The sequence below is a fragment of the Paenibacillus sp. FSL R7-0273 genome, from assembly GCF_000758625.1.
Lineage (GTDB): Bacteria > Bacillota > Bacilli > Paenibacillales > Paenibacillaceae > Paenibacillus_AQ.
In genome coordinates, this window is the sequence record NZ_CP009283.1 from 7228210 (window position 1) to 7241416 (window position 13207).

Annotated in this window: 12 protein-coding genes; 2 read left to right on the plus strand and 10 right to left on the minus strand. The window is 46.7% G+C overall.

Features of this window, described 5'->3' with window-relative positions:
- Nucleotides 1–61: 61 nt before the first annotated feature.
- From R70723_RS32660 to R70723_RS31090, 8 genes are all read right to left on the minus strand, one after another.
- Nucleotides 62–1726: a copper amine oxidase N-terminal domain-containing protein gene (locus R70723_RS32660; protein WP_063837780.1), complete on the minus strand. Its 1665-nt coding sequence runs from the start codon at nucleotides 1724–1726 to the stop codon at nucleotides 62–64.
- Between the two features lie 37 nt (nucleotides 1727–1763).
- Nucleotides 1764–2297 (minus strand): P-loop nucleotide/nucleoside kinase family protein, encoded by a 534-nt coding sequence (locus R70723_RS31060; RefSeq protein WP_039877994.1) that lies wholly within the window; start codon nucleotides 2295–2297, stop codon nucleotides 1764–1766.
- 13 nt (nucleotides 2298–2310) lie between these two features.
- Nucleotides 2311–3090, minus strand: coding sequence for a hypothetical protein (locus tag R70723_RS31065; protein WP_039877995.1), 780 nt, complete (start codon nucleotides 3088–3090; stop codon nucleotides 2311–2313).
- Nucleotides 3091–3309: 219 nt separating this feature from the next.
- A complete protein-coding gene (locus R70723_RS31070) occupies nucleotides 3310–3930 on the minus strand; it encodes a hypothetical protein (protein WP_039877997.1) in 621 nt (206 codons plus the stop codon).
- A 6-nt stretch (nucleotides 3931–3936) separates the two neighbouring features.
- A complete protein-coding gene (locus R70723_RS32495) occupies nucleotides 3937–4374 on the minus strand; it encodes a response regulator (protein WP_052421535.1) in 438 nt (145 codons plus the stop codon).
- A gap of 8 nt (nucleotides 4375–4382) precedes the next feature.
- Nucleotides 4383–6137: a sensor histidine kinase gene (locus R70723_RS31080; RefSeq protein ID WP_039877998.1), complete on the minus strand. Its 1755-nt coding sequence runs from the start codon at nucleotides 6135–6137 to the stop codon at nucleotides 4383–4385.
- A 91-nt stretch (nucleotides 6138–6228) separates the two neighbouring features.
- On the minus strand, nucleotides 6229–6708 hold the full coding sequence (rlmH, locus tag R70723_RS31085) for a 23S rRNA (pseudouridine(1915)-N(3))-methyltransferase RlmH (RefSeq protein WP_039878000.1): 480 nt from the start codon (nucleotides 6706–6708) through the stop codon (nucleotides 6229–6231).
- Nucleotides 6709–7555: 847 nt separating this feature from the next.
- Complete coding sequence (locus R70723_RS31090; protein ID WP_039878001.1) at nucleotides 7556–7900, minus strand: ArsR/SmtB family transcription factor; 345 nt, start codon at nucleotides 7898–7900, stop codon at nucleotides 7556–7558.
- Between the two features lie 137 nt (nucleotides 7901–8037).
- On the opposite strand from R70723_RS31090, the gene R70723_RS31095 reads away from it, so the two are divergent.
- Nucleotides 8038–9477, plus strand: a complete 1440-nt coding sequence (locus R70723_RS31095) for an MFS transporter (RefSeq protein WP_081957540.1) — start codon at nucleotides 8038–8040, stop codon at nucleotides 9475–9477.
- 117 nt (nucleotides 9478–9594) lie between these two features.
- On the opposite strand, the gene R70723_RS32665 is transcribed toward R70723_RS31095, so the two are convergent.
- Nucleotides 9595–9762, minus strand: coding sequence for a CxxH/CxxC protein (locus R70723_RS32665; RefSeq protein ID WP_063837781.1), 168 nt, complete (start codon nucleotides 9760–9762; stop codon nucleotides 9595–9597).
- A 103-nt stretch (nucleotides 9763–9865) separates the two neighbouring features.
- Complete coding sequence (locus R70723_RS31100) at nucleotides 9866–11644, minus strand: M3 family oligoendopeptidase (protein WP_039878003.1); 1779 nt, start codon at nucleotides 11642–11644, stop codon at nucleotides 9866–9868.
- A 169-nt stretch (nucleotides 11645–11813) separates the two neighbouring features.
- Between R70723_RS31100 and R70723_RS31105 the strand changes: the two genes are divergently transcribed.
- Nucleotides 11814–13151: a DUF2252 domain-containing protein gene (locus R70723_RS31105; protein ID WP_039878004.1), complete on the plus strand. Its 1338-nt coding sequence runs from the start codon at nucleotides 11814–11816 to the stop codon at nucleotides 13149–13151.
- The last annotated feature ends 56 nt before the right edge of the window (nucleotides 13152–13207 follow it).

Below are 13207 nucleotides of genomic sequence, written 5' to 3' on the forward strand. Positions count from 1 at the left end.
TATGAAAAAAGACCTCAATTCCGCTCAGCAGAGCGTGTTGAGGTCTCTTTTTTAGGCAGGCTTAAGGTCTAATACTCATGATCTTTAATCGCCCGTTTTTGACAGCTGCCCAATACACAGCTCCATCATAATACACCGGACGCTCAAATGAGTTTAACGGTTGTCCGCCTAGTGAGGTTGCGGGGGTGATAACTGTTCCATCTTCAGATAAAACCATGTAGAAGGTATCCTCATTGGTTGACCATAATATAACAATGCGGTCATTAGCCGATACAACCTGTGGGGCAATAACATCTGTATCGTTATAATCAGTAAGCCAGTGCACACCGTAGTCTGTCACACTTTCGAGCGGTGAATTATCCCTGTCATTTATATCTGTTGAAAGCGCACCACTACGAACTTCTCCACCTATAAACATAGCTTCAGAGACCTGGGCTGCTTGCGGGTCAAAGATTTGTACAAATAAATTTTGTTTCTCACTCTTTGCCTTCTCGCTTATTGATTTTGCAGACGCACCAACCAAGGCGACACCTTTACTTGTTTCTGCAAGCCCTCCAAGCTGGGCAAACGTTGTATTCACTATATACATATCATAGTTTGCATTTGCTTCAAGATAGAAATGGAACAATATTTCTGAGTCATCGCCATATTTTCCGGAGCTATTATTAACTCTGAACCCGCGGGCGTACGCATCACCATGACTGGCAAACAGAAGACTTGATGACTTCTTGCTGTAAATCAGGCTTTGGTTAAAAGAATGTCCGCTATAGGTATCATTAGGCAATGAATATGCCGACATATCGGATACTTTTACAGCAATGACATTATCACTCTGATGCCCATCGTATCTCTCTTTGGAATGATAATTGACCAATATGCCATCTGATATAACAGATACGGAGTTACCGCTATCAAAAGGAACCTTAGTTTTTGCTGAGTCAGCCTCACGCCATGGCGTGGATTTTCCTACAAACCCGGTTGTTTTCAGCTCTTGTCCTTCTGGTGAGTATTTTGAAATAAAGACGGTTTCAATTGAAGCATTTTGTGTATTATTTGCTTTTCCCCAAACGACATAAAAATTACCGTCGTCATCTGAAATGACATCCCCAAGAATAGGATACTTCACTTCTAAGGTCATCGTTTTGCCGGGAGTTGTTATCTTAAGCTGATTACTGTCGGTATAGGCATACGCGAGACCTTCATTTTTATAAGGAAATTGATGAACCGGGGAAATTTGTGCCCAATTATCTACTCCATACGCTTGTGTATTCCCCAGATCATCGACGATAATAGCGCCCTCTTGCTCAATGGAAAGGATCTGCTTAGCTGCGTCCCATGTGACTTCATAACCAAGATTCTCAACGACTGCACGAATGGGCAATAAGGTGCGTCCATTATAAATTTGCGGCGGAACATCCAATTGCACCGGAGATCCTCCGCTGACTTGCATTAGCTGGCTGTCGATTTGCAGACTTAGTGTTTTATTACCTTTACTTACAGTCGTAGTCCGGGTACTAACATCCCATTTAATAGTAGCACCGATCTTCTCACAAACCGCACGTATTGGAACCAGTGTCCGGCCTTCAAAAATAACGGGGGGCTGATCAAACACGACACGGTCCCCTTCAACATTGACCTTTATATCCATGCTATCCGCAAATGCGGTTGTACTTATCGCCGGTAAACACAACGATAATCCTAATAATAACGCCAGACCCTTTTTCAAATCCTCCAGCCTCCAATATGTAAGATGAACCTGTCTTTCAATTCTCGATAACCCATTCGCCTTCGCCCTTTGGCTCTTCAAAGCCGCTAAGAAAGGTATTTAACAGCTTCTCTGTAATCGTAAAAGCAGCATTCGCATCAAAACGCTCACTCCGCACCTTCAGCCGCCTCCGCAGCTCATCTGGATGCACCTTCAAGTAGATCAGCTTCCACCGGCCCCCTGCCTCTTCGATCAGCCGCTTATACTTATCCCGTTCCGCCTTGTTCCAGAAGCTGGAGTCCACCACAGCCGGTTTGCGCTCTTTAATGCACTGTGCAATCTGGTTGTGCAGACTGAGATGTGCCTCATTCAGATACTCCCGGTACTTCTCGGCCGGATAATCGATCCCGTACCGTCCATGAACCGCCCACACCTCTTCATCAATAGACAGGCGCGTGAAGCCGTACGGCTCTATTTTTTGCGAAAAGGTCGTCTTGCCCGAGCCCGCTATCCCGCACATCAGCACAACAAGTGGTTTGTCAGAATTGCTGTCTGGGCCGAGCAGCTGCTCCAGGTCTGCTTTTTGTAACATTGTGTGTTCCTCCTTATCTGGCAGTAAGCTTATGAACCAGGTTTCGTATCTCCGTGCTTAGTCTTGGATTGGCCGGATAGACGGCTTCAATAAACTCTAAAATGCATAGTGCCGATTCCGGTACACGATCATATCCCTGCAGCATACCGCCAAGCTTGTCGGCAAAACCGGGGTACCGCTTCTCTAAACGGCGCTCATTCCCGAAGGGATCGGGGAAGTAATCCACCTCCGGCTCCAGCAGATGAAGCACCGACAAAACCCGGTCGATCGCATGGCCCTGAATAAACCGTGCAGCCGACAGGCGCTCTCCCCTGGCATAACGGCCCAGCCCCACGTACAGATTGGTTAACGCTTCGTTCAGCGGAAAGTCCAGGGAATCACACTTTTGACTCGGCAGCGGTCTGCTCGGTTTGGCAATAGCCGTGTTGTTGTACAGTGGAGCCTTCCACACTACCCGGCCCTCTGTATAGGAGGCGTCGATCAGCTCCTGCTCCTCAAATATCGCGTATTCGCCGTAAATCCCGTCCTCGAACAGGATTTTACAGCCCGCATCAGAGTTTTTAAAAGCATAGGCAAGCGGGTACGTCTCCTCCAGCCAATCCAGCCGGTCAATATACCTGTCCTTCTGCCCTGCTTCCACAATAACAAAAAAATCCAAATCCGAATACTCATCCATCCGCTCCAGCTCTACCCCCACCGACCCCACACCCAGCAGCAGCAGCGCCCCGCCCTTACGTCCGAGCGTCTCCCCAATCTCATCCAGCCTTTGTAAAAGCAATTCAGTCCGTAGCACGCTAATATTCCTCCTCTGTCGGAATGCAAAAAGGGCCCAACCCACACTTCTCAGCGAGGTTGAACCCTAAGGTTACATTGCCTTTGATATTCTAGGGTTAAAATAGCATTTGGTGGGGGTGGGTGTCAAATGGGGCGATGCGACTTATGATACGGAACACCTTATAAATTTAATTAAAAGATAAGGTAACATAACTTAACAAAGCCGAGAATTATAAAATTAACTAACTATTGATTCAGTTGTTTCTTTTCGCGCATCAGCACCTAAATAAAGTTCATTTTTATTGGGATCATAGTAAGAGATATCCTCCTCTTTCAAAGCTGCAATTAAACTCTTATCAGAGGTAACTAGAACCAAATCATCCAACCCTTCTTCTTTTGCTTGCATTAGATTTCCTACTATAATGGCGTCTTGTGATCCGAATTTATACTTTGAAGAATATTTTCTTAAAAACTGTTTTCCCTTATTACTTGAGGCGACTGAATAAGATAGCACATTAGCCTTTATATAACCTCGCTGGTTTTCAATATCACTCAATAACTTGGTTATATCTCTAAAAAGGTTTTTATTTAACTTTTTATTGCCCTCAATGTACCAGGTATGGCTGCATGTTGTGTATTGGTCTCCCATTCTTAATACTTTACTACACTTTTGTTCTTGTGGTTGAGAACCCCTTTGCATTTTTCCAATGACTGAATATATTTCTAGAGAAGTAACTTCGGAAATATAAAAAGAGTACACCTGATCATCCATTATTTTGCTTTCTAAATTCAAAAAGGAACTGTTTTTTTCAACGTTAAATAATAAACAATATGCATTTGTATCCAGTAGATATTTCAAATTACTCTACTCCTTATCTTCTTTAATAATTTGAGTAGGTAATGCATAAAGGATTTGTTCTACTTTTTCTTTTGAAAAAGGCTCTAATTTTTCCTTAATTTGTTCAACTGTGTCCCAAAGATCTGCATCTGCTCCCTTATTAATGTAGGCATCAACGCCAAGATTAATTAACTTTTTCATTACTGGCGGATCCTGATAGTTAGTATATACCATTACCTCAGTATATTGATCTTTTTTTCTAATTTCCTCCAACACTTGGTCACCTGTAAGTCCTGGTAACTTTAAATCAAGTACAACTAAATCATACATATTATTATTAAATACAGTAATAGCTTCAGTTCCATCAACTACCCAATCCACCGTTATTTCTTGTAATTCTAATGCTTTCTTCAACATCTCGCCCGTTTTTATTTCGTCTTCTACTAATAATACTCTATATTTCATTTTCGCTTTCACCTCGGTATATTAATTATAAATCTTGCACCTGACGTGTAATTAGGGTCAAGAGTAATAGTTCCACCTTGCATTTTTAATATATTCCAAATTATAAATAACCCTAAGCCCTCGCCTTCGCCAGGAGGTTTTGTGGAGAAGAAAGGCTCAAATATCTTCCTTCTTGCTTCAAATGGCACGCCTTTACCAGTATCCTCAAATATTATTGATGTACGTTTTTTATTTTGACTAACTCTGATATTAATATTTTTTTCTGTCACTTTGATTTGTTCTTTTATTGAGTAAATTGAGTTAATTAGCATATTACTAATTACTTGTTCAAATTTAACTGGGTCAAACACCATTAATATAGTTTCTTCAGCAAGAATATTTACATTTATTTTTTCCTTTTTTAATCGAGCTTCCTCTGCATTTATTCTCTTTTTGATCAATTGTATTAAGTTGAATTCCTGCACTAGACTTTTACTTGAGGTTAACGGTGAAAGTCTTTTTATTAGATTTCCCATACGCTCTGTTTCTTCTAATACAGAATCAAATACCTTGTATACCACTAGCAGGTCATTGTTAACTTTTAATAACTCCCGATAGAATTGGATTGTATATCTAATATTTGTAATAGGCTGTCCGAGTTCATGAGAGATTCCAGTTGTTAATTCGCTTATTGCTGCGAGTTGCTTTTGATGGTCTAGTTCGGAGTATAATTCTTGTATTTTTGACCATATTCCTTCTTCCGACTCTTTAAGTGCTTGTGAAAACTTTGTCTCATGAATTACGGTCGTTTGATGATTTAAAATCCCAAAATTTTTAATTTTTTCTTTTAATGCATTAGCTTTTTCAAGCATACCGAATTTCAAGTAAAAGTTAATAATAGTTTTATTGATTGGTAGACTATCTGAGCCACTTCTCTCCATTTTTGAAAGTATATTATTAACTTGCTCTAGATCATTTTGACTTTCAAAATAATAAACGAGTTCATACAAAATGTTAAAATCATTTAGTTTTAAAATGTCTGGGTATTTTGATAAAACAATATCTGCTGCTAAATAATTACTCGATTTACGACATATCCTAAAAAGAGATCTGATAATTACAGGATCTTTTTGTAAATCTAAGATTGATGTGGCTACTTGAATAGCTTTCTCAAACTCTCCTATTTTTTCATAAATAGAAACAGAATATTTATCGGCAGCTAAGGTCTTTTGTATTCTTGGTTTATCTAAAATGACCTTATCAAGAATAAAAGCTACCTTCTTTTTATCTGTTGTCTCAACAAGATTTAATGAGTCCACAAATTCTTGAAATACAAAGTTTTTTTTATTGAGTATAGCCTTTATCATTTCTATTTCATCATTTAACTCTAAGGTGTCAAAATCATATTTTATAGCTTCTTCTATTCCGCCAAACAAGCTCAAATTAGCTCCTGGTAAATGACAAATATCTAATATCTTTTGCTGAAATGCTAGTAGTTGTTGGGAGTTTAGGACAGTTTTAAGTCTAGTGTAGCGCTTCAAAAAATTTTTCATGGACATTTTATTATCAATTCTTTTTAAATACTCTAAATATGCTTTTATACTTTGGTCATAAAGGTGATTTTGATTATATATGTCACCAAGAATTAAATAAAAAAAATTTTCTTCAGGAAATTGATATATTGCTTTTAAACATAAATTTGTCGCTTCAGTCAAATCACCAATTTGTCTACTTTCTTTGATTTTATTTCCTAACATATATTTATTTGTATCTGCTTCTATCATTAAGCCCCGTCCTTTTCTTGGTAATTTACACCAACTCAATAAAGGTATTCTTCATTAAATAATGATTCCCTTCTGAATTTAAAAAAATTAACTACTTATGATACGGCTCCCCCCGATTTATCTTCACCGCGCGATAAATCTGCTCCACCAGCACCAGCCGCATGAGCTGATGGGGCAGCGTCATGCGGCCGAAGCTCATGCGCTGCTGGGCGCGGCGCATCACGTCATCGGAGAGGCCATGGCTGCCTCCGATGACGAACACGACATGGCTCGTCCCGTAGGTGCCGAGCCGGTCGATTTCCGCGGCAAGCTCCTCGGAGCTCCAGAGCTTGCCGTCGATCGCGAGCGCAATGACATGTGCATCGCTCTTGATGTGCGCGAGGATGCGCTCTCCCTCGCGCGTTTTGACCTGGACCACTTCAGCATCGCTGAGATTGTCCGGTGCTTTTTCATCCGCCACCTCAATCACCTGGAACTTGAGGTATGGCGTCAGCCGCTTGGCATACTCTGCGATGCCGCTGACCAAATATTTTTCCTTTAATTTGCCTACGCCAATAATTTGAATGAACATGATATCCTCCATATGCCGGCCGGAAGCCGGCTGTTGCTCGTTAATGTGAATGTATAATAAGAAGGCAGATTGTAACTGCCTGCTCCGCCTTAATTTGTCCTGTAATCTCTAATTCCATAAACGTTCTGCCGGATAACTCTTAGGCCAGTCCTTCTGCTCCCCGTTTCTCTACATCTTCCGCTGAAGCATCCAGGCTGCATAAACACGCTCTCCAAGCTCCCTATGACCAAGCTTACCATATCCCGATGCAGCTGTTTATTACTACGTACACTTTAAATGCTCACATTTCCAAAATGAGTTAGTGTAATTTTTCCTAGATTCCGTCTGAGCGGTAGGCGTACAGCATTTAGTTCGATTTTCGCCACCTAATTCCGCTGTTTCTTTGAATTTTCATCTATTAGGTGGAAAATAGTCACTTATTTTGGCCAAAATCCTTGAGTAGAGTAAAATCCGAGAAATTAAGTGTCGTTTTTCCAACTAACACCCTCTCACCCTGGCCAGAACAAGAAATAGTTTACCTTTTTCCACTTAGATTAGTCACTGGTAGCCTGTAAGGTTACTTTCATTCATTCGTTAAGTAGATAGTCACCATAACTCCGCACTCTCAGCTACCTTTCTGCCCGAAACCCCCATATCCTTCGCCAATTACATTGTGCAACTTATACCGCCAAACATACAACCACGCACAAAAAGACCCTGCTACCGCAGAGTCTCCCAAATCTATGTTACTCCAGACATAAAGCCCGGCTTTCGGCGTCACACTCTACAACAAACTATCCCTGCATCCTAGAGCAACTATTATTACCACGCTTTTACTCTGCACTCTTTACCCCTCACTCTGTACTCTTCACTCTTCCATCCGCTCCCCAAACTCCACCGCCCCACCGGCAGCCTCATACGCCTCTAATATCGAATCCAGCACCCCCGGAAACCGCTCATTCAGATCCTCTTCCCGCAGCGACAAAATGCGCTGGGTGCCCTGTGCCCGTGTATGAACAACGCCTGATTCGCGCAGGGTGCGGGCGTGATGGGACAAGGTAGATTTGGCAATCGGTACCTTAAAGCTGTTGCAGGCCTGCTCGCCGTGCTTGCGGATTTCCGACACAACATATAAACGGATAGGATCGCTAAGCGCATACAAAACAGAGGCAAGCTGTATGTCCTTGCGGTCCGGATGATGGAGCAGCTTCATATATAAGACCCCTTTATAATAGAGATGATTATTTGCATCTTCCTAATTGCATTTTACAACTTCGCATGCTATATTTCAATTGTTCGTAAGTAATCGAACTATTAAACATTCAGAAACAAAGGAGTGGCACACCCACCATGAACTCATTACATACATCCGGGGATACTGCCGGCAAAAACAGCGGTTCGCTCAATGGATCGCTCAATCCCCCCGCCCCAGAACCCATGCTCCCCCGCGAGGGCCTGCTGACCCTGCTGTTCAGCGTAGCTGTCGTACTGGTCATTATGAACACGGCGATGTTCAATCTGGCGCTGCCGGATGTGACTGAAGCCTTCGGCATTACGGCAGCATCGGCATCCTGGATTGTGACCGGATATTCCATTATGTTCTCGATTGCTTCTATTACGTACAGCAGGCTGTCTGATTTCCTGCCGATCCGACGGCTGCTGATTATCGGCCTGCTGACACTGGGGCTGTCCGCTGTAGCCGGCTTCTTCAGCACGAACTTCATCTTCCTGCTGATCGTACGGATTCTGCAGGCATCCGGTGCGGGAGCCGTTATGTCGCTGTCGCTCGTCCTGTTCACCCGTTATGTCCCGCAGGCCCGCCGCGGCAAAGCCATGGCAACCATCATGTCTGCCGTTTCGCTCGGACTGGGGCTTGGTCCGGTAGCGGGCGGCTCGATCGTCGAGTATCTGGGCTGGCACTGGCTGTTCGCGGTTACGGCCGCAATTCTGCTGCTGGTGCCGCTGTTTATGGTGCTGCTTCCTAAGGAAATACCCGCACGCGGCTCATTCGACATCCTGGGCGGGCTTTTCCTCGGGATCGGAACGACCGGTTTACTGCTGTTCCTGACTAGCGGCCTGTGGGTTGCGCTAATTGCCGGAATCATTGCGATTGTCCTGTTCGTTGGCCGCATCCGCAGCACCCCTGATCCGTTCGTGATGCCGGCGCTATTTGCTAACCGTTCCTATCTCGTGCTTGCCCTGGTCGGAGTCGCCTCTTACCTGTGCAGCTTCGCTACCCTGTTCCTGCTGCCGCAGATTCTGACCCACCGCTTCGGGTTCACGGCCAGCCATGCCGGGCTGGTGATTTTCCCTGGCTCCCTGCTGGCGATCTTCGTCTCCCGTGCTGTCGGCCGGGTCATTGACCGCTACGGCAATGCCGGGATCCTGCGCTACGCACCGCTGCTGGTGCTGCTGGCTACTGTGCTGTTCGCTTTCCTGGCTGGACAGTCCTGGGTCGCTGTTATGCTCGTTTATATGATTATGAGCCTGTCCTTTACTGTGCTATCGAGCAGCGTTTCCAATGAGATTTCACGCATCCTGCCATCCTCGCAGATCGGCTCAGGCATGGGACTGTTCCAGCTGCTGCAGTTCTTCAGCGGAGCATTCAGCGTGGCTATGGCTGCCAGCGCCCTGGAATGGCAAAAGAGTCTGCCGCTCTCTACGGCATACTCCAACATTTACTGGGGACTGTCGGTTGCCGCAATCATCGCAATCGTGTCCGCATTTGCCTACCACCGCAGCAGCCGGGGCGGCCGGCTTACTCCAATGGCGGATGCAGCAGACGCCTAAATCTGCATTATTTGCTGCTGATCGGCCGATTTCGGCGCTACCTCTTCACATACCAAAACACCCTCCAGACCGCTTCCGCGGCTGCAGGGTGTTCTTTTGAATAAATGACAGCAGTCCTTAGACCACCAGATATTCCCCATTCTTTTCACATTCCGCACATTTCGCCGGCGGGTCCCAGTCCGAGAACTCCGTCTCCTTCAGATCCACAACATCCGGTGCATCCTCGTACTCGTCCACAAATCTGTCGATGGCCAGCTCAACGTGTTCTTTACATACTACATACATTCAATCAAGCATCCCTTTCTGTGCCGCTGCGGTGTATACTTCTACTATTGTTCTACCACACTTCCACGTAAAAAGGAACCTTCCGCGGCGCAAAAGTCCTGTCTTACTCAGCTTCCAAAAATTTCTCAACATCCCCGGCAATCACCTGGAGCGCATCCCGCCAAAAAGCCGGAGAATGTACATCAATATCCATCAGCCCGGCGGCCTCGGCAACATTCCGTGTGCTGGAGGCTGAGAGAAACTGCTCATACCGGCTGACAAAAGCCTGCCCCTGCTTTTTATACTGCGCATATAGCCCCTTGGAGAACAGCAGCCCGAACGAGTACGGGAAGTTGAGGAACTCATTGCCTGCCATATAGTATCCGGCCTTGCTGATCCACTGGTAGGGATGGATGGAGTCCGGCAGCACGCTCTCACCGTAAGCAGCGGTCATCGACTCCAGCATAAGTTCATTTAGCTCATCCACGGAAAGATTACCGGTTTGTCTGCGCTCATATAGACTGCTCTCGAAGCAATACCGTGCATAGAAATCAACGATATAATATCCGGCATCCGCCAGACTCCGCTCCAGAATAGCATCTGCTTCACCGGCAGGGGCACTCTGCAGCAGCTCACTGCTGATCAGACTCTCGCAAAAGATCGAGGCCGTCTCGGCAACCGGCACCGGATAATCCGAATTGACCATACTCTGCCCGGCAAGCCGGCTGCTGTGGTAAGCATGCCCGATCTCATGCGCCAGCACGCTCACATCTATATAATTGCCGTGGAAGCTGGTAATCATCCGGCTCTCCCCAACCGGGAAGATATCAACACACATCCCGAAGCTTCCCTTACCGCTGCGCGGCTCGGCATCGATCCAGCGCTGATCGAACACCTTTTGTGTAAAAGCGCCCAGCTCCGCACTAAACCTGCTGAAGCCGGAGACGATCATCGTCTGCGCCTGCTCATAGGTGATCATACCTGATGATTCCCCGCAGGCAGGGGCGAATATATCATAGAACGGAAGCGCTCCGGAGTGTCCCAGCAGCTCTGCTTTCTTCTTATAATACCGGTGGAACACCGGTAGGCTCTCCCGGATCGCCTGCAGCATTACTGCAAGCGTGGCTTCATCCATCCGCGAAGCCTCCAGCACCTTATGCAGCGGCGATCTATATCCCCGCAGCCCATATACTGCCGCCGCTTCACCGGCGACGGCATTAATACAGGCCGCACTCTGCTCCGCTACACTCCGGCACGCTTCACCCTCGGCCGCTGCCGCTGCCTTCCGTACCGCTGCATCCAAATCATAGACCAGATTCCGCAGCTCTGACAGCGACACACTCTGGCTTTTTCCATCCAGCTCCAGCTCTGTCCGCAGCGTAGACAGCGTCCGCATATATAGCCGCTCCCACGCCTTTGAGCCGTTAGCCTGCATCCGGGCAATGACCGCCTCGCCCTCTGCACTCAGCAGATGCTGCGACTTCCCCTGCAGCTCACGCAGATAAAAGCTATGCTCCGCAAGGTAAGCATTGTCTCCCAGGCTCGCCTCCAGATCCTCCGCACTAACTCCGGCCAGCCACTTGCTGAAGCTCACCCGGGCTTCCTCCGCCCCGATGCTGAGCTCCTCCAGCTCATCCATCAGATTGACGGCTTGCTCATTGCTGCTGTCGGCGCTGAAGATCAGCTCCGCATAGCTGAACAAGCGGAGGTAAATGCTTTTATAAGCGTTATATTGTTTAAGGAACTGCTCCATTATTCCGGAGGTATCCTGTCCATCCGGTAGCTGTGAGGCTGCCCAAGCTGCAAGCTTCCCGGCCATTGTCTCCACAAGCCTGCGGTCCTGCCGCAAAGGCTCCGACTGAAAGCCGGGATAGATGCTGCTCAAATCCCATGTTAACTGCATTTTTAACCTCTCCTTATATGTAGCTGCAGTAACCGCTGCTCCTCACATGCTTCCACCTCATTCTTCCTATTTTCACGGATTAAGTTGCTTTAAGTATATCACGCTTGCCAAATTGCTAGTCTATGGAAATAATAGATTTAGTTAGATTAGCCCGAAAGGAGCCATACCCATGGTTAACCAGACGATTACCGAAGGGGTTATCCGCACACGCACGAAGCTGCGCAGAGACCTGCTGATTTCTATTTTAGATGAATTTGACGGAAGTATCATGGCTTTGAGTCACATCGACCGGGCTGAGAAATACGGCAAAATGGCGCAGAGCGCCTTTTCCTTTTACCGGGGCAGCGCCTATCTGTTTTATTTTGATACGACCAGGCAGTATTTCCCCTACCACAGCGCACCGGAGCGTCCGACCTGGATTCAGGGGGATTTGCATTTTGAGAATTTTGGCGCTTTCCGCAGCGAGGACGGGGATATTGTCTATGATGTGAATGATTTTGACGAGGGGTATGTCGGGTCTTATCTCTATGATCTGCTGCGCATGGCGGTCAGTATTGCTCTTGTGGGCAGGCAGCTTGGTTACGGCGGGGCGGAGCAGCAGAGCTTTATTGCCGGTTATGCAAAAGCCTATGCGCGGCAAATCCGCCGCTTCTGCCAGGGTAAGGATGATCCCGCTGATTACACAGTGGATGAGAATAACGCCAGGGGCCCGGTCAAAAAGCTGCTGCGCAAGCTGGAAAAACGCCGGCAGAGCCACTTTCTGGAGAAGGTTACCGCCCACATGCAGAGCAGCAGGGTGTTTCTGGAGAATGCCGAGCTGCTGATTCCTGATGCTGACGAGCAGGCCCAACTGGAGCAGTCCTGGAGCTTCTACAAGCAGACGGTAGTAGCGCGCAAGCTGCAGGAAGAGCATTATCAGATTAAGGATATTGCCGTCAAGCGCGGATCAGGAACGGCTTCCATCGGTCTCGACCGCTATTACATCCTTATTGAGGGCGGCCTAGAGCAGGAAGGGACAGATGATCCCGTGCTTGAGTTAAAAGAGGTCCGCGCTCCCGTCCCGGCCTACTTCATGCCGTATTCAGAATCCTTCTGGGAGGCCTTTGCCCATCAGGGCAAGCGGGTGACCGCTACCCAGCAGGCGATGCATCACAAAGCCGATCCTTACCTAGGGTTCCTGACTATGGGCGGGCGCGAATTCTATGTCAGAGAACGCTCTCCCTACAAAAAAAGACTGAAGCTGGAGGACATCACCGACGCGGACGAACTGACCAAAGTGCTGGAGCTGATGGGCAGCCTGACCGCCAAAATGCACGCCCGCGCTGATGCGGATGTGGACAAAGGAATTCTCGATTATCACAGCGAGCAGGAAATTGCCAGAGCTATGGGCTCCGATACAGAAGCTTTTGCCCGGTATATTGCTGAATGGGCCTTTGGCTATGCCAATCAGGTTGAGAAGGACTACGCCATGTTTAAGGATTGGGTTACCGCAGAATTCGGCCTATAGATTTGTACAAAAAAAGAAGCTCTCACCGCCCGGACCAGGCAGGAGGAGCTTCTTTT

Excerpts from the sequence above, each read along its gene's own strand:
- rlmH (WP_039878000.1), bottom strand. The coding sequence starts at position 6,708 with ATGTTCATTCAAATTATTGGCGTAGGCAAATTAAAGGAAAAATATTTG.
- R70723_RS32495 (WP_052421535.1), bottom strand. The coding sequence starts at position 4,374 with ATGAAATATAGAGTATTATTAGTAGAAGACGAAATAAAAACGGGCGAG.
- R70723_RS31060 (WP_039877994.1), bottom strand. The coding sequence starts at position 2,297 with ATGTTACAAAAAGCAGACCTGGAGCAGCTGCTCGGCCCAGACAGCAAT.
- R70723_RS31100 (WP_039878003.1), bottom strand. The coding sequence starts at position 11,644 with ATGCAGTTAACATGGGATTTGAGCAGCATCTATCCCGGCTTTCAGTCG.
- R70723_RS31095 (WP_081957540.1), top strand. The coding sequence starts at position 8,038 with ATGAACTCATTACATACATCCGGGGATACTGCCGGCAAAAACAGCGGT.
- R70723_RS31105 (WP_039878004.1), top strand. The coding sequence starts at position 11,814 with ATGGTTAACCAGACGATTACCGAAGGGGTTATCCGCACACGCACGAAG.
- R70723_RS31080 (WP_039877998.1), bottom strand. The coding sequence starts at position 6,137 with ATGATAGAAGCAGATACAAATAAATATATGTTAGGAAATAAAATCAAA.
- R70723_RS31090 (WP_039878001.1), bottom strand. The coding sequence starts at position 7,900 with ATGAAGCTGCTCCATCATCCGGACCGCAAGGACATACAGCTTGCCTCT.
- R70723_RS32665 (WP_063837781.1), bottom strand. The coding sequence starts at position 9,762 with ATGTATGTAGTATGTAAAGAACACGTTGAGCTGGCCATCGACAGATTT.